Annotated in this window: 15 protein-coding genes and 2 tRNA genes; 12 read left to right on the top strand and 5 right to left on the bottom strand. The window is 65.7% G+C overall.

The window, feature by feature from the left end:
* Positions 1-187: 187 nt before the first annotated feature.
* A complete protein-coding gene (gene pncB, locus F6X42_RS13925) occupies positions 188-1,384 on the bottom strand; it encodes a nicotinate phosphoribosyltransferase (RefSeq protein WP_187634785.1) in 1,197 nt (398 codons plus the stop codon).
* A gap of 291 nt (positions 1,385-1,675) precedes the next feature.
* On the opposite strand from pncB, the gene fdxA reads away from it, so the two are divergent.
* The 8 genes from fdxA (at position 1,676) to F6X42_RS13885 (ending at position 6,231) form a co-directional block, all read left to right on the top strand.
* Positions 1,676-1,999 carry a ferredoxin FdxA gene (gene fdxA, locus F6X42_RS13920; RefSeq protein ID WP_187634784.1) on the top strand — a complete coding sequence of 108 codons (324 nt, stop codon included), beginning with the start codon at positions 1,676-1,678 and terminating at the stop codon, positions 1,997-1,999.
* A 118-nt stretch (positions 2,000-2,117) separates the two neighbouring features.
* Positions 2,118-2,193, top strand: a tRNA-Asn gene (locus F6X42_RS13915).
* 62 nt (positions 2,194-2,255) lie between these two features.
* A tRNA-Asn gene (locus F6X42_RS13910) sits at positions 2,256-2,331 on the top strand.
* 158 nt (positions 2,332-2,489) lie between these two features.
* A complete protein-coding gene (locus F6X42_RS13905) occupies positions 2,490-2,966 on the top strand; it encodes a CreA family protein (RefSeq protein WP_187634783.1) in 477 nt (158 codons plus the stop codon).
* A gap of 102 nt (positions 2,967-3,068) precedes the next feature.
* A complete protein-coding gene (locus F6X42_RS13900; RefSeq protein ID WP_187634782.1) occupies positions 3,069-3,911 on the top strand; it encodes a helix-turn-helix transcriptional regulator in 843 nt (280 codons plus the stop codon).
* 155 nt (positions 3,912-4,066) lie between these two features.
* On the top strand, positions 4,067-4,828 hold the full coding sequence (locus tag F6X42_RS13895; RefSeq protein ID WP_187634781.1) for an AzlC family ABC transporter permease: 762 nt from the start codon (positions 4,067-4,069) through the stop codon (positions 4,826-4,828).
* Complete coding sequence (locus tag F6X42_RS13890) at positions 4,825-5,148, top strand: branched-chain amino acid transport AzlD family protein (RefSeq protein WP_187634780.1); 324 nt, start codon at positions 4,825-4,827, stop codon at positions 5,146-5,148. Before F6X42_RS13895 ends, F6X42_RS13890 begins: the two co-directional genes overlap by 4 nt.
* A 315-nt stretch (positions 5,149-5,463) precedes the next feature.
* Entirely contained in the window at positions 5,464-6,231 is a 768-nt protein-coding gene (locus F6X42_RS13885; RefSeq protein ID WP_187634779.1) for a DUF4088 family protein, read from the top strand.
* A 58-nt stretch (positions 6,232-6,289) separates the two neighbouring features.
* Here F6X42_RS13885 and F6X42_RS13880 read toward each other — a convergent pair whose 3' ends face one another.
* Both F6X42_RS13880 and F6X42_RS13875 read right to left on the bottom strand, forming a co-directional pair.
* Positions 6,290-8,428 carry an ATP-dependent helicase gene (locus F6X42_RS13880; protein WP_187634778.1) on the bottom strand — a complete coding sequence of 713 codons (2,139 nt, stop codon included), beginning with the start codon at positions 8,426-8,428 and terminating at the stop codon, positions 6,290-6,292.
* Positions 8,429-8,636: 208 nt separating this feature from the next.
* Entirely contained in the window at positions 8,637-9,152 is a 516-nt protein-coding gene (locus tag F6X42_RS13875) for a hypothetical protein (RefSeq protein ID WP_187634777.1), read from the bottom strand.
* A gap of 357 nt (positions 9,153-9,509) precedes the next feature.
* On the opposite strand from F6X42_RS13875, the gene F6X42_RS13870 reads away from it, so the two are divergent.
* The 4 genes from F6X42_RS13870 (at position 9,510) to fumC (ending at position 14,653) form a co-directional block, all read left to right on the top strand.
* A complete protein-coding gene (locus F6X42_RS13870; RefSeq protein ID WP_013090085.1) occupies positions 9,510-9,728 on the top strand; it encodes an RNA-binding S4 domain-containing protein in 219 nt (72 codons plus the stop codon).
* A gap of 262 nt (positions 9,729-9,990) precedes the next feature.
* A complete protein-coding gene (locus F6X42_RS13865; protein WP_187634776.1) occupies positions 9,991-11,415 on the top strand; it encodes an MATE family efflux transporter in 1,425 nt (474 codons plus the stop codon).
* 100 nt (positions 11,416-11,515) lie between these two features.
* Complete coding sequence (locus tag F6X42_RS13860) at positions 11,516-13,240, top strand: phospholipase D family protein (protein WP_246530094.1); 1,725 nt, start codon at positions 11,516-11,518, stop codon at positions 13,238-13,240.
* Between the two features lie 15 nt (positions 13,241-13,255).
* Positions 13,256-14,653, top strand: a complete 1,398-nt coding sequence (gene fumC / locus F6X42_RS13855; protein WP_187634774.1) for a class II fumarate hydratase — start codon at positions 13,256-13,258, stop codon at positions 14,651-14,653.
* A 64-nt stretch (positions 14,654-14,717) separates the two neighbouring features.
* Here the strand turns inward: fumC and F6X42_RS13850 are convergent, their stop codons facing one another.
* A complete protein-coding gene (locus F6X42_RS13850; protein WP_187634773.1) occupies positions 14,718-15,224 on the bottom strand; it encodes an acyl-CoA thioesterase in 507 nt (168 codons plus the stop codon).
* A gap of 118 nt (positions 15,225-15,342) precedes the next feature.
* On the bottom strand, positions 15,343-15,483 hold the full coding sequence (locus tag F6X42_RS13845; RefSeq protein ID WP_187634772.1) for a hypothetical protein: 141 nt from the start codon (positions 15,481-15,483) through the stop codon (positions 15,343-15,345).
* Positions 15,484-15,488 lie beyond the last annotated feature (5 nt).

The following is a 15,488-nucleotide window of genomic DNA, read 5'->3' as shown; positions in this document are numbered from 1 at the left end:
GGCGAAATCCTCGTGTCGACAGCCGTGCGATATGGCGCGGATTATACCGGCCGCCGTCCACGCGAACAGCCTGGCCGAACGGCATATTGCCGCCTGTCGATAGCGCGGCGACACTGTTCGCCACGCCACCCCGAACGCGAGCAGATCACGAACAGGCGATAAACCGAAAAGCAGGCCCCGAAGCGCACTACTTCGCCGCCTCTTCTTCCGGCTGCGCGATACCGAACACCTGCCGCAGATACGCGAGATATGCCTTGTCCTCGCACATGTTCTTGCCCGGCGAGTCCGACAATTTCGCGACCGGTTGACCGTTGCAACGAACCATCTTGATCACGATCTGCAGCGGGTTGTAGCCGAGGTCGTTGGTCAGATTGGTGCCCACGCCGAACGCGAGCTTACAGCGGCCGCGAAAGCGCTCGTACAGCTGCAGCACCTTCGGGATGTCGAGCGCGTCGGAGAACACGAGGACCTTCGTGCGCGGGTCGCAGCGGTTCGCCTCGTAATGCTCGAGCAGGCGCTCGCCCCAGTCGAATGGATCGCCGGAATCGTGGCGAGCGCCGTCGAACAGCTTGCAGAAGTACATGTCGAAGTCGCGCAGGAACGCCTGCATCCCGTAGACGTCGGAGAGCGCAATCCCGAGGTCGCCGCGATACTCCTTCGCCCACATCTCGAAGCCGAAGATCTGCGAGTCGCGCAATCGCGGACCGAGCGCCTGACAGGCCTGCAGGTACTCGTGGGCCATCGTGCCGAGCGGCGTCAGGCTGTGCTTCATTGCGTAAAAGACGTTGCTCGTGCCGGCGAACTGCTCGCCGAGGCCGTCCTTCAGCGTGAGGATCACCTCCTCGTGCCATTGTTTCGAGAAGCGACGGCGCGTGCCGTAATCGGCGATTTTGCAGTCGGCGAATTCCGGACGGGCGCCAAGCAATTGGATCTTGTCGAGGAGACGGCCGCGGCCTACGTGATAGTCGGGCGTTTGCTGGGTGTTGCGGAAATAGACTTCGTTGACGATCGCGAGCACCGGGATTTCGAAGAGGATCGTATGCAGCCACGGCCCCTTGATGTCGATGTCGATTTCGCCATTGCCCTTCGGCGACGGCGCGATCGAAATGTACTTCTCGTTCAGATGGATCAGCGCGAGGAACTCGATGAAGTCGCCCTTGATGAAGCGCATGCGCCGCAGGTAGTCGAGTTCGTCGTCGGTGAAACGCAGTTCGCAAAGCTTGCGCACTTCGTCGCGAATCTCGTCGATGTACGGCACCAGATCGACGTTCGGTGTGCGGCAGCGGAAGCGGTACTCCACGTTGGCGGCGGGGAAGTGATGCAACACCACCTGCATCATCGTGAACTTGTACAGATCGGTATCGAGCAGCGAAGTAATAATCATGATGGTACGAACTGGACCGCTGAAAAAGCGAAAAGGGCTCACAGCACCCTTGCAACGGACGCGCTGAGCCGAGCGGCGCGCCAACCTGACGCATGTTACCCGAATGCATCCGCATCCATCGTGCCACCGGCCCTTCGCCGGCTGTCCACGGCCGCTCGCAGCACCCCATAAACTAATCACAAAAACATATAAAACGCATGGCCCGATGCTTTATCCGGCTCTTGACGTTACGTTACAATAACTCTTTTGGCGTCCGCGCCTTCCCCGATTCCGCATGCAGGAGCTGCCTGAATGACTCACGTTGTGACCGAAAGCTGCATCAAGTGCCGCTATACCGACTGTGTCGATGTGTGCCCGGTGGACTGCTTTCGCGAAGGTCCCAACTTCCTCGCGATCGACCCCGATGAATGCATCGACTGCGCCGTGTGCGTGGCCGAGTGCCCGGTGAACGCCATTTATGCCGAAGAAGACGTGCCGGGCGACCAGCAGGACTTCATCCCGCTGAACGCCGACCTGGCGAAAGCGTGGCCGAGCATCACGAAGACCAAGGCGCCGCTGCCGGAAGCCGACGAATTCAAGGATGTGAAGGAAAAGCTCGCGCTGCTCGCGCGCTGAGCGCGGCCTCCTGTCGCCTGAGTTGGCCGTTCAGATTTAATATCGAGGTGAACGCAGAGGTATTGACAGACGTTTAAGCTGCCCCTACAATTTCGCTTCTCTGCTGTTGTTTTTCTGTTCCTCGATAGCTCAGTCGGTAGAGCGCCGGACTGTTAATCCGTAGGTCCCTGGTTCGAGCCCAGGTCGAGGAGCCAAGAATTGCAAAAGCCCGTTAACCAAGACGGGCTTTTTTATGTAGATCGAGTTGTATTGCTGTTCCTCGATAGCTCAGTCGGTAGAGCGCCGGACTGTTAATCCGTAGGTCCCTGGTTCGAGCCCAGGTCGAGGAGCCAAGAATTTGAAAGGCCCGCATCCGTGCGGGCCTTTTTGTTTTTGCGGCCTGATCGATAGCCTCCCGCGCGCGGTGCGCCGTTATACGATGGCGGATTTACGGCGCACGTTTCCCCCGTTCTAGCGCCGGCCCACTCCCGACACTTAAACCGGCACGCTCATGAAATCCACCTCGCTACGCATCGCGCTCGCGACCGTCGGTGCACTGCTGCTCTATTCGGCGCATGGCGAAGAAATCGCCAGCGTCAACACGAATTTTCACGTTACCGGCTCCGACCGCGTGGTCGTCGAGGCGTACGACGATCCCGTCGTGCAAGGGATCACCTGCTACGTGTCGCGCGCACGCACCGGCGGCGTCAAAGGCACGCTCGGCATCGCCGAAGATCCGACCGAGGCGTCGATCGCGTGTCGCCAAGTCGGGGGGCTGCATTTCACCGGCCCCGTCAAGCGGAAGGACGATGTGTTTTCGGTCAGCATGTCGCTGATCTTCAAGTCGCTGCACGTGGTGCGCGTGGTCGACACGAAGCGCAACGCCCTCGTCTATCTGACCTACAGCGACCGCGTGGTCAGCGGCAGCGCGAAAAACAGCGTGAGCGCCGTGCCGATGCCTGCCGGCACGACGATTCCGGTCAAATAAGAGCAAGGACGGCCACATGACGGCGCGAGCGGCGCGCGGGCGCACCCGCCGCCGTCCCCGATAACGACGCGCTAAACTGACCGGTCCAGCTGAACCTTCGTCATGACCGCCACCCCTCGTTTCCGCGATTCCGCCCGTTATTGGCGCACGCCGCTGCTGCCCGGCGCGGATCTGCTCACCGCCGAATATCACGACCACGAGTTCGCGCCGCATTGGCACGACGCCTACACGATCCCGGTCATCGTCGCGGGCGCGGAATGCTACCGGTATCGCGGCGAGAACCATGTCGCCGAAGCGGGCAGCGTGCCGGTCATCAATCCCGGGGAGTTGCACACGGGGTCGAAGGCGGTCGAGGCCGGCTGGCGGTATCGCGTGATGTATGCGCCGGTCGAGTTCCTCCGCGCGCTTGCCGACGAAGTCGCCGGCAAGCCGCAGGCGTTGCCCTGGTTCGCACCCGGTGTGATCCGCGATGCCGATCTCGCGACGCGGCTCGCGCACGCCCATCGTCTGCTCGAAGCCGGCGACGACGCGCTCGCCGCCGAAGCCGCGATGCTCGACGCACTGTCCACGTTGCTGGTCCGCTACGCGCAGACGCGCCCCGCTTGCGCGCGCGTCGCCGCCGACGACACCCGCGTCGCACTGATGCAGGAGCGTCTGACCGGCGATCTCGTCGAACCGGTGACGCTGGCCGAGGTCGCGAGGGCGGCGGGTCTATCGCCGTTCCATGCGGCGCGGCTGTTCGCGCAATCGACGGGCCTGCCGCCTCACGCGTGGCGCAATCAGGTGCGCCTGCAGCGCGCGCTCGCGCCGTTGCGCGCCGGCGTCCCCGTAACGCACGTCGCCGCCGCGAGCGGCTTCACCGATCAGAGCCATTTCACGCGGCATTTCCGGCGCATGTTCGGCGTGCCGCCAGGTCAATGGCAAGGCACGCAACGGGGCTCGTAACGCGATGCGGCACCACCGACGCTCGCACGGCGCGCCATCAGCGTCTCACTGCGACCCCTGAGCCTCGACCCTCCATCCACCAGCAACCCGCCGCAAGAACGTACAAGTTCGAACGCCCGTCAGCCGCTATGCTTCCGGAATCAAGGAGGCGTAGATTGACCGATCCCACCCAAGGCCAGCCTACCCGGGCCGGCCATCTCAAAGAATTCGCCGCCGGCGCGCGCGACATCATCCCGATGATGGTCGGCGCCGCCCCGTTCGGCGTCATTTTCGGCACACTCGTGACGTCCGGCCCGCTGCACCTGTGGCACGGCCAGTTGATGTCGCTCGTCGTCTTCGCGGGCTCCGCGCAGTTCATCGCGCTCGGCCTCATCGCCGGGCATGCGAGCTTCGCCGTGATCTGGGCGACCACGTTCGTCGTCAACCTGCGTCATGTGTTGTATAGCGCCACGCTCGCGCCGCACGTCGCGCATCTGCCGAAGCGCTGGCGTTGGGCGCTCGGCGCGCTGTTGACCGACGAGGTCTTCGCGGTCGCGTGGGAGCACTACCGGCACCGCGAGCCCGGCACGGTCGGCCCGTACTATTTCTTCGGCGCCGGCGTCGCGATGTATCTGAACTGGCAGCTGTGGACCGTCGCCGGCCTGCTGTTCGGCGCGGCCTTCCCGGGCCTGCAATCGCTCGGTCTCGACTTCGCGATGGTCGCGACGTTCATCGCGATCGTCGTGCCGCAACTGGTCGCGCTGCGCTATATCGCAGCGGCCGCCACCGCCGGCACGCTGGCGTTTTTCTGGCAGGCCTGGCCGTACAAGCTCGGTCTGCTCGGCGCGGTGTTCGCGGGAGTCGCGGTCGGCGTGCTGCTGTCGATGTCGCGTCTGAACCTGCGCGGCGCGCGCCGTACCGTGGAGGCCACACGATGAACTACGTCGTTCTGATCGTCGGCATGGCCGCGATTACATGGTTGATCCGCGCGACCGTGTTCGTGCTCGGCGACCGGCTCGTGTTCCCGCCGCTTCTGCGCACCGCGCTTAGCTTCGTGCCGGTTACGGTGCTGACCGCGATCATCGTCCCGATGGCCGTGTCGCCGCACGGCAACGACGCCGAGTTGAGCTGGCGCAATCCGCAACTGGTCGGCGCGCTCGCCGCGATCGTCGTCAGTGCGCTGACGCGCCGGCCGCTGCTGACGATCGCTGTCGGTCTGGCCGTGTTCTTCGTGTGGCAGTGCGCGGTGCTGAAGTAAGCGCGCCTTCTCTGCGCTGAACAACTCGTCAGCGGTCCGTCGACAGCTCGCTCCGCTGCGGGCCGCGGTGCCGCGGCCCGCGAGCGCTCGAATCTTCCCTCCAAAGCGCCCGCGCGTCGCCGGGCCGCCCTCAAGTTTCCCGCCACCCCGCCGATATGCAGTCGAGGTCCGCTCATCGGGAGTCGTCCCGCTGGTTATGCGGCTAAAGGTATGAATCAAGCGCGTCGGCAGCCGGCGTCGCGTCGCCCGGTCCGCGAGTGGCTGGGCGATCTTGCGACGCCGCGCCGCGCGTGGCCGCATTAAACGGGATAACACATGGGTCAAATCACCCTGAAGCTCAAGGACGAGACCGTCGCGTCGCTGCGCAAGGACTTCGATGCCTTCTTGCGGGTCTCGCTGAAGCTCGATCCGCAGTTCGCGACGCCGTCGTTCGAGGATTTCTTGCGCGCGAAGCTGCTCGACAACATGGTGCCGCTAACCGAGCACGCGGTGCAGCGGATGCTGCAGGGCGGTCAGTACGCGTGGGCCAAACGCACGCTCGACAAGGAGTTTCCGGACGTCGTGTCGATCCTGTTGCGGCAGGCGAGCGAGTTTGGCTTCGGTTTCGCAGCGCGCTCGGAATGGACGCCCGAGGAGCTCACCAAGCAATGCCGCGACTGGGCGGCCGCGATCGTCAAGGAAGCGGAAGGCGACACGACGCTGGTCGACCCGCTCGCCTCGCAGATCAAGAGCACGGTGCAGGATATCCAGGCGCTGGAGGAAGTGATGCAGACGCCGGCGTGGCGGCTCGTCGAATCGCTGCGCCAACGCGTCTACGAGGCGAAGGTCGCGTGCGAGACGAGTGTGGGCAGCACCGCTCGCGAGAAGCTCGGCGAACTGCGCGGGCTGTTGCGGCTCGGCATTTCGCACGGCACGTTCCAGAAGCAGGAAGCGCAGCAGATCATGGAGTATCTGCGGCTCCTGAAGCCGGAGATTTTCGTCGAGGAGCCGTACGACGTGTTCTCGCGACTCGCGGCATGGCTGCGCAATTTCTTCGTGCCGCCTCCTCCGGTCGCGCAGCAACAGCAGCGGCAGTCGCGCTGAGCGTGTATCGACGCGCATCCGCGCACCCGCGCATCAGCCGCAACGCGGCGCTACCCGCTCAATCCCACATCTTCCTGAGCTTCGCCGCGATCTCGATCTTCGCCTGCGCGGCCGCGGCTAGTCCCGCCGCGCCAGGCGCGCTCGCCACGGGCACGCGCGGCCATGCGTAGGCATCGAACAGCGGCAGCATCGGCGTGGCGATGAAGCGCGTGCGCGACGCCCACACGTGCCGGTCGCCCAGATGCGTCTGGTTGTGCACGTAAAAGCGCTGCGGCACGACGATATGCAGGTCTTCCTTCGCGCGCGTCATCGCCACGTAGAGCAGGCGCCGCTCCTCGTCGATTTCCGCGTCGCTGCCGGTGCCGAGATCCGACGGAATGCAGCCGTCGACGCCGTTCAGCACGAACACGTTGCGCCACTCCTGGCCCTTCGCCGAATGAATCGTCGACAGGATCAGGTAGTCCTCGTCGATCAGCGGCACGCCGGATTCGTCGCTGGTGGCATCGGGCGGGTCGAGCGTCAGCTCGGTCAGGAAACGCTCGCGCGACGGATACGTGCCCGCGATGCTTTCCATTTGCAGCAGGTCCGCGTGACGAATCGCGGCGTCTTCGTGATTGCGCTCGAGATGCGGCTCGTACCAGCGCCGCACCATTTCGAACTCGGCGGGCCACGGCGTTTGCCGCCCGTAGACACCCGACATCAGCCGGACGAACGGATGCCAGTCTTCCTGCGCGCGAGCGGGCGCCGCAAACGCGGCCAGTACGCCGCCGGCGGTCGCGACTGGATCGCCGCCATCCGCGCGCGCGGCGATGTCGTCGAGCACCTTCGCCGCGGTACCCGGGCCGACACCCGGCAGCAGCTGCACGACCCGAAACCCGGCGACGCGGTCGCGCGGATTCTCGGCCCAGCGCAGCACCGCGAGCACGTCCTTCACGTGCACCGAGTCGAGAAATTTCAGCCCGCCGAACTTGACGAACGGGATATTGCGGCGCGTGAGTTCGATCTCGAGCGCGGCGCTGTGATGCGCGGCGCGAAACAGCACCGCCTGCGACTTCAGCTTCACGCCCTGCTCGCGCGCTTCGAGCACCTGCTCGACGATGTAGCGGGCTTGCGCGGCATCGTCAGCGACCGTGACGAGGCGCGGGCGCTGCGCCGACGCCTTGTCGGTCCACAGATTCTTTGTGTAGCGCTCGCTCGCGAGCTCGATCACCGCGTTCGACGCGGCAAGAATCGGCTCGGTCGAGCGATAGTTGCGCTCGAGCGTGACCTGCCTCGCCGGCGGCTCGAACTGGGCGGGGAAGTCGAGGATATTGCGCACGGTCGCGCCGCGAAACGAATAGATGGACTGGGCGTCGTCGCCAACCACGGTCAGCCCGCGGCCGTCCGGCTTCAGCGCGAGCAGGATAGACGCCTGCAGGCGGTTGGTGTCCTGATATTCGTCGACCAGCACGTGATCGAAGCGCGCCGACAGATCGGCCGCGATGGCGGGCTCGCCGGCCATGTGCGACCAGTAGAGCAGCAGATCGTCGTAGTCGAGCACACTCTGCTTCTGTTTCGCGTCGAAGTAGGCGGCGAACAGCCGGCGCAGATCCTCCTCCCACTCGCGACACCACGGAAACGCGCGCTCCAGCACCTGGCCGAGCGATGCGCCGGTGTTGACGACGCGCGAGTAGATCGCGAAGCAGGTGCCCTTCGCCGGAAAACGCCGCTCCTTGGCGGACAGCCCGAGCTCGTGGCGCACGAGGTTCATCAGGTCGGCGGAGTCTTCGCGGTCGTTGATCGTGAACGCGGGCGCGAGACCGATCAGATCCGCGTATTCGCGCAACAGCCGCGCGCCGACGCTATGAAACGTGCCCGCCCACGTCAGCCCTTGCGCAAGCGCGGCGCGGGCCCCGACGGAGGTGGCCGCGGCGGCCGTGATGCGCGTCACACGGCGGGTCATTTCGAGCGCCGCGCGGCGCGAGAAGGTCAACAGCAGGATGCGCTGCGGATCGGCGCCCTTCACCACCAGATTGGCGACGCGGTGCGCCAGCGTGTTGGTCTTGCCGGAGCCGGCGCCCGCGATCACGAGCAGCGCGCCGGGCAGCGCGTCTGGCGTGTCGGTCCCGTATTCGACGGCTTCGCGTTGGGCGTCGTTGAGCTTCGCGAGCCAGGAGGTGGTATCGAACGACGGAGCGGATTCGGCGACGGTGGACACGGATAGGCTTTGCGTGCTGGATGGATTTCAGGATGCGACGCACACTGTATATCCATACAACCCCACGCGACAAGCGCCCTTTTTCCGGGCGCCCATCTGCGGGGGCCAGACGTCGGCAGGCGGGTGGCCTGACGCACAACCCGTTAAGCGAGAGTCGTCGGCGGCGCGCGAGCCTCGCAACGCCACGCGCCGCCGCATCCAGCAGGGCTTAATGCTTGACGTCCGCGCCATCGGCCTGCGCGGCAGCCTGCCCTTCCATGTTCATCTTCATTTCGTTATCGGCGGTCTGCCTGTCCGCCTTCTGGTTCAGCTTCGCGCCGCGCACCTGGTCCTTGTACTGGTCCTTTGCGGCCTTCTGCTGCGCCTTCAATTCCGCTTTCGAGGACTTTTTCGCCGCGCGATACTCGGCGTTGGCCTTGGCGTCGGCGTCGCGCTTCTGCACGAGCGGGTCGGTCGAGCCCGACGCCGTCAAACGGGCCGGCGGCGGCGCCTCGACGCCCTGCGCGGCGGGCGCGCCGGGGACTTGCTGCATGCCTTGCGCCGAAGGCGGCGCCTGCAAGCCCTGTGCGCCAGCAGCGGACGGCGGCACCATGTCGGCGGCGCCCTGGGTCTGGATTTGCGCGTGACCGCCAATGCCTGCTGCCGGTGCTGTCTGCGCGACAGCGGCCGTCGCGGCAAAAGCGGTGAGGGCGGTACCGATCAGGAGCGAACGAATCTGGGTCATGGCTTTCCTCTCTAAAGTTGTCGTGACTCGGGCGGACTTTCCGGCATCGCGATGACGGTATGTCCCGCGCGCCTCACCCGGTCTGGACGTCGCTGGATGGGTGGCCGGGGAGCGATCCCGGAAATGCCAGCGGGCTTTGCTGCTGAACTGCACTTTAGGAGTGAAATCCGTCCGACGCGACCGGCGTTACGGAACGTTTCAGTTTCCGATAACTGAATAACATCTGCTTTCATTTGCTTGCCGGGGCGCGTTTCGGAGGAATCCTGCGCAGGTCGAACGGCCCGCGCCGCCGCGGCGCATGCACTTGCTTTATGATGCGAACCCCGAACGCGACCCGTGCCCCAAGGTGCAAATGCGATGCCCAACCTCAATTTCACGCTGACCGGCGAATACGTCGAACTGCACAATCTGCTGAAAATCACGGGCCTCGCGGATAGCGGCGGCTCAGCGAAGATGATGGTTGCCGACGGCGCCGTGATGGTCGACGGCCGCGTCGAGACGCGCAAGACCTGCAAGATCCGCGCGGGCCAGGTCGTGCTGCTCGGCGATACGCGGATCGCTGTCCACGAAGGCTGACGGCAGTCCGGAAATTCGCGGGACGCCGCGCACCAGGATTGTGCGTTGTCCATCGACATCGGCCGGGCGAGGCAATAAGCTGTCGGTTTCGACAGGTATACGACGGACCGCGCCACGCGCGCGTAGTCGGCTGACCGGCTCGCCGCCGCGCCCCCGCCGCCGGAACGCGCAGCGCGAGGTACGCGCCCCCGCTTGCGCCGGTCCCGCGCTGCTGCCAGCGCCGTCGCCATCGCTGTCGCCACCTTTCGCCGCCAGGCATTCGATGACTCAACCCAGCTTCGCCCGAGCGGCCAGCCGGCCGCCGACCCTATCCCGCCACGCGGCCGACACCGCGCGGCTCGCCGCGCCGCTCGCGATCGCGCAACTGTCGCAGATGGCGATGAGCGTCACCGACACGATCCTGCTCGGTTCGCTCGGCCCCGATGCGCTCGCCGCCGGCGGCCTCGGCGCCAACCTCTTTTTCGTCGTCGTCACGTTGCTGCAGGGCGTGCTGACCTCGGTCAGCGTCAGCGTCGCCCACGCGCGCGGCGCGCAGGACGACGGCCGCGTGCCGCATATCTACTGGACCGGTTTCGTGCTGTCGGTGCTGCTGTCGGTGCCGGCATTCAGCCTGCTGTCGTTCGCGTCGCACATCCTGCTCGCGTTCGGCGAGCCGGGCCTGCTCGCGCACAACGTCGGCCAATACGCGGCGGTACTGCGCTGGGGCGCGCCCGCGAGCCTGATCGGCGTCGGCCTGATGCGCTCGTTCCTGCCGGCGATCGGCGCGGCACGGCGCCTGTTGTGGGTGTCGATCGTGAGCGTCGGCGTGAACGGCTTCCTGAACTACGGCTTGATTCACGGCGCCTACGGGCTGCCGCGGCTCGGTTTTCTCGGCTCGGCGGCCGCGACCACGATCACCGTATGGCTGACCGCGCTCGTGCTGATGGCGCTGCTGCATCTGCGGCCGCGCTTCCGTCATTTCGTCGTCGCGACGCGGCCGAAACTGCCATTGATGGGCGAATTGTTCGGCATCGGCTGGCCGGTCGCGATCACCTACGGCGTCGAGTCGACGCTGTTCCTTGCCACTGGCCTGATGGTCGGCCTGCTCGGCGAATCGCAACTGGCCGCGCATCAGATCGCGCTGAACGTCGCGTCGGTCGCGTTCATGGTCCCGTTGTCGATCGGCCAGGCGGCCAACGTGCGGGTCGGCTACTGGGCCGGCGCCGGTCAGCCGCTCGCGGCGCGCCACGCGGGCTTCGTCGCGCTCGCGCTCGGCGTCGGCTTCATGTCGATGTCGGGCCTCGTGCTGGTCACCGCGCCGCACTGGATCGTCGGCCTGTATCTGCATCTCGACGACCCGGCCAACGCGCCGACCATCGCGCTGGCCAGTTCGCTGCTCGGCGTGGCGGCGATTTTCCAGATCGTCGACGGTATGCAGGCGGTGGGCTCCGGTTGTCTGCGCGGCCTGAAGGACACGCGCGTGCCGATGATCGCGGCCGCGTTCGGCTACTGGGTGATCGGGTTTCCGACCGGCTATCTGCTCGCGTTTCACGCCGGCCTCGGCGCGCGCGGCTTGTGGTGGGGGCTCGCGGCAGGGCTCGCGAGCGTCGCGCTGTTGATGACGCTGCGCTTTCATCGGCTGAGCCGGCGGCAGACGCCGGTGGAACGATCGGTCACGCCGCATGCGCGGTCGGTCCGAGCGAAGTAGCGGTATCCCCACTGCTGAAGCGTGATGATCTCTGTCGCGCGCGGCGACGTCGCGCTGTCGGCGCGGAGCAACGACGAACACGCGCCCCAATTCCCTTAGAATGGTTTTCTCGACAGCATGTGCAGGCCTTCGCTGTCGTCACGCGAAAAAACTTGCAAAACAAGGGGAAAACAGCGTGCAGGGCCAATTCGAACAACATCGGCGGGCCGCGCGCCGCCGCTTCCTATTCAGCACAACGAGAGAATTTTTCCTGCTCTGTTGCGCCGCAGCAGTTTTGACCGCCTGCGCGACGAAGCCGCCCGCCACCGCGTTCGACCGCAAGGTCACGCACGCGCTGCCCGCCACCGCCGATACGCCGCTGCGCGAAGCGCTCGCGCCGCTCGAGGCGAAGCATCCGCGGCAATCGGGGTTTCGCGTGCTGGCGAAGGGCAGCGACGCGCTGCAGGTGCGCATCGCGCTCGCGCGCGCCGCAACCAGAACCCTCGACATGCAGTACTACATCGCCAAGGAGGACGCCACCGGCAAGCTGCTGCTCGGCGCCGCGCTGTACGCGGCCGATCACGGCGTGCGCGTGCGCATGCTGGTCGACGATCTGAACTTCAAGGACATCGACCGCATCATGGCGGGGCTGAACTCGCACGACAACATCGAGATTCGCGTGTTCAATCCGTTCGGCAGCCCGCAGCAAGGCATGTTCGAGCGCACCACGAACCTGTTCACTCAGATCGGCCACTTCACGCGCCGCATGCACAACAAGGCGATGATCGCGGACAACCAGCTCGCGATCGTCGGCGGGCGCAATCTGAGCGACGAGTATTTCAGCGCGAGCGAAACCCTGCAGTTCCGCGACCTCGACGTACTCGCGGCGGAACCGATCGTCGCCGACGTCTCCGCGAGCTTCGACGACTACTGGAACAGCGACCTCGCCTATCCGCTGCGCGCGCTGAACAAGCAGAAATTCGACCAGAAGGAACTCGACCAGACGCGCGACGACTTGCGCCAGCACTGGCGCAGCAACGCCGATCCGTACAACGCGAAACCGCTGAATGCGACGCCGCTCGCCGCACAGATCACGAGCGAGCGACTCGGCATCACGTGGGCAAGCGCGGAATTCAGCGCGGACGCGCCGGAGAAGATCGAACATCCGTCGCCCGACTACGTGAGCCCGCCGCTCGCGCGGCTGCGCGAACTGATGCGCGACGCGCACCACGACTTCCTGATCGTGTCGCCCTACTTCGTGCCGCACGCGTCGGGCGTGCAGGCGGCCAGCGGGCTCACGCATCGCGGCATCCGCATCGCAGTGCTGAACAACTCGCTCGCGGCCACCGACGCGGTCGCCGTGCAGGCCGGCTACAGCCCTTTCCGCGTGCCGCTGCTCAAGGCGGGCGTCGAACTGTACGAGTTCAGGCCGCACCAGGACACGCCGAACGTCGGGCTGGTCGGCTCGCGGTCGCGCGCGAGCTTGCATGCGAAGGCTTATGTGATCGACCATCAGATTCTCGTGATCGGCTCGATGAACCTCGACCCGCGCTCGGCCAATCTGAACACTGAGCTCGCGCTCGTGATCCACAGCCCCGAACTCGCGAATCAGGTCGCCAGGATCTTCGAGCGTGCCACCCAGCCCGATCAGAGCTACCACGTGACGCTCGCCGACGCGACCCAGCTCGCCTATCTGCGCTCGATCGGCGCGCCGCTGTCGCCGCTCGTCTGGACCGACGTCGAGAACGGCCAGACACGCACCTACATTTTCGATCCGCAGGCCGGCTTCTACCGGAATGCGCTAACCGGTCTATTCTCCTTATTGCCGGTCAACCCGGAACTTTGAGAAGCGGAGTCAACCATGACTGAAGACGTACGGATGGAGCGCGACACGTTCGGCGAAATCGCGGTGCCGAACGCCCGCCTGTGGGGCGCGCAGACGCAGCGCTCGCTGCAGAACTTCAAGATCTCGACCGAGAAGCAGTCGCCCGAACTGATCGCCGCGCTCGCGGTGATCAAACGCGCGGCGGCCGAAGTCAACCTCGGCCTCGGCGAACTCGACGAGCAGAAGGCCCGCGCGGTCATGCAGGCGGCCGACGAGATCATCGACGGCAAGCATCCGGACGAATTTCCGCTCGCGGTCTGGCAGACCGGCTCGGGCACGCAGACCAACATGAACCTGAACGAGGTGATCGCGAATCGCGCGAGCGAGTTGCTCGGCGGCGAGCGCGGCGAAGCGCGCAAGGTGCATCCGAACGACGACGTGAATCGCGGGCAGTCGTCGAACGACGTGTTTCCGACCGCGATGCACGTGGCCGCCGCGAGCGCCATCGTCACGCATCTGCTGCCCGCGCTGAAAACGTTGCGCGATACGCTGGACAGCAAGGCGAAAGCGTTCGCCGACGTCGTCAAGATCGGCCGCACGCACCTGCAGGACGCGACGCCGCTCACGCTCGGGCAGGAATTCTCAGGCTATGTCGCGCAGCTCGAGCAAGGCATCCGGCACGTCGAGTCGGCGCTGCCACACCTGTACGAGCTTGCGCAGGGCGGCACCGCGGTCGGCACGGGACTGAACGCGCATCCGAAGTTCGCCGACAGCGTCGCCGCCGCAATCGGCAAGCTGACCGGTCTGCCGTTCGTGTCGGCGCCGAACAAGTTCGAGGTGATGGCGGCCGCCGACGCGCTGGTGTTCGCGCACGGCGCGCTCAAAACGGTGGCCGCGAGCCTGAACAAGATCGCCAACGACATCCGCTGGCTCGCGAGCGGCCCACGCTGCGGTCTCGGCGAGCTGTCGATCCCCGAAAACGAGCCGGGCAGCTCGATCATGCCGGGCAAGGTCAATCCGACCCAGTCCGAAGCGCTGACGATGCTGTGCGCGCAGGTGTTCGGCAACGACGTCGCGGTGAACATCGGCGGCGCGAGCGGCAACTTCGAGTTGAACGTGTTCCGTCCGATGATCGCGCACAACGTGCTGCAGTCGGTGCGCCTGCTCGCCGACGGCGCGCATAGCTTCAACGAGAACTGCGCGGTGGGCATCGAGCCGAATCACGAGCGCATCGATACCTTGCTCAATGAATCGCTGATGCTGGTGACCGCGCTCAATCCCCACATCGGCTACGACAAGGCCGCGCAGATCGCAAAGAAAGCGCACAAGGAAGGCACGACGCTGAAGGCTTCGGCGCTGGCGCTCGGCTATGTCACCGAGCAGCAGTTCGACGAATGGGTGCAACCGAAAGATATGGTCGGGCGCACGGCATGACGATGCGCGAGGCGCCCCGAGAAATGGCGCGCAAAGGGGCGCGCCGTTCGGGGCTCCGACGCGCTTAAATCTTTCCCTGCGCGACTTCTTCCGGCTTCAGCTCGACGATCGCGTCGAGCGCTTCCTTCACGTCCATCGCGTACCTGGCGAGGCGTTTCTGCTCCTCCGTTTGCGGCACGAAGGCGGCCACCGGCACCGGATGGCCGTTCTCGTTGACGGCGACCATCACGACGAGACAGTCGGTGGTCTGCAGCAGCTCGCCGCCCTTCGGATCGCCCGCCTGCACCGACACATGAATGTGCATGCTGGTGCGGCCCGTCGCGACGACGCGCGCACGCAGTTCGACCAGATTGCCGACGAGGATCGGCCGGCGGAAACGGATATTGCCGACGCTGACCGTCACGCAATAACGCCCCGACCACACTGCCGCGCATGCATAGGCGGTCTCGTCGATCCACTTCATCAGCGCGCCGCCGTGCACCTTGCCGCCGAAGTTGACCGAGGTCGGCTCGGCGAGAAAGCGGAAGGTGGTTTCCGAACGGTCCAGCGGTGCGGCGGGCACAGTGCTCATCTTGACTCCGGTCAATCGGATGCATTGAAAGGAGGCGATTATACGAGCGCAATATTGCGCGCGGCGCTGCGTCGATTGAGGACGCGGCGCGAGGCGCGAGGATGGCCGAAGCTCGGGCCTAGTTGTGGACGCTGACGCCTTCGTCGATGGTGCCGTACATGCTGATGCTGCCGCTGCCGGCCGAGCCGGAGCCGGCTCCGCCCCCCGCGCAGGCGCTGAACAGCAGAACCGCCGCGGCGACGGCCAGAAGAGTTTTCATTGCAT

The organism is Paraburkholderia podalyriae (genome assembly GCF_014397785.1).
Lineage (GTDB): Bacteria > Pseudomonadota > Gammaproteobacteria > Burkholderiales > Burkholderiaceae > Paraburkholderia > Paraburkholderia podalyriae.
The sequence above is the reverse complement of the archived record's forward strand: the minus strand, read 5'-3'. Positions and strand labels throughout refer to the sequence as shown.

Excerpts from the sequence above, each read along its gene's own strand:
- pncB (WP_187634785.1), bottom strand. The coding sequence starts at position 1,384 with ATGATTATTACTTCGCTGCTCGATACCGATCTGTACAAGTTCACGATG.
- fdxA (WP_187634784.1), top strand. The coding sequence starts at position 1,676 with ATGACTCACGTTGTGACCGAAAGCTGCATCAAGTGCCGCTATACCGAC.
- F6X42_RS13905 (WP_187634783.1), top strand. The coding sequence starts at position 2,490 with ATGAAATCCACCTCGCTACGCATCGCGCTCGCGACCGTCGGTGCACTG.
- F6X42_RS13900 (WP_187634782.1), top strand. The coding sequence starts at position 3,069 with ATGACCGCCACCCCTCGTTTCCGCGATTCCGCCCGTTATTGGCGCACG.
- F6X42_RS13890 (WP_187634780.1), top strand. The coding sequence starts at position 4,825 with ATGAACTACGTCGTTCTGATCGTCGGCATGGCCGCGATTACATGGTTG.
- F6X42_RS13885 (WP_187634779.1), top strand. The coding sequence starts at position 5,464 with ATGGGTCAAATCACCCTGAAGCTCAAGGACGAGACCGTCGCGTCGCTG.
- F6X42_RS13875 (WP_187634777.1), bottom strand. The coding sequence starts at position 9,152 with ATGACCCAGATTCGTTCGCTCCTGATCGGTACCGCCCTCACCGCTTTT.
- F6X42_RS13870 (WP_013090085.1), top strand. The coding sequence starts at position 9,510 with ATGCCCAACCTCAATTTCACGCTGACCGGCGAATACGTCGAACTGCAC.
- F6X42_RS13865 (WP_187634776.1), top strand. The coding sequence starts at position 9,991 with ATGACTCAACCCAGCTTCGCCCGAGCGGCCAGCCGGCCGCCGACCCTA.
- F6X42_RS13860 (WP_246530094.1), top strand. The coding sequence starts at position 11,516 with ATGGTTTTCTCGACAGCATGTGCAGGCCTTCGCTGTCGTCACGCGAAA.
- fumC (WP_187634774.1), top strand. The coding sequence starts at position 13,256 with ATGACTGAAGACGTACGGATGGAGCGCGACACGTTCGGCGAAATCGCG.
- F6X42_RS13850 (WP_187634773.1), bottom strand. The coding sequence starts at position 15,224 with ATGAGCACTGTGCCCGCCGCACCGCTGGACCGTTCGGAAACCACCTTC.
- F6X42_RS13845 (WP_187634772.1), bottom strand. The coding sequence starts at position 15,483 with ATGAAAACTCTTCTGGCCGTCGCCGCGGCGGTTCTGCTGTTCAGCGCC.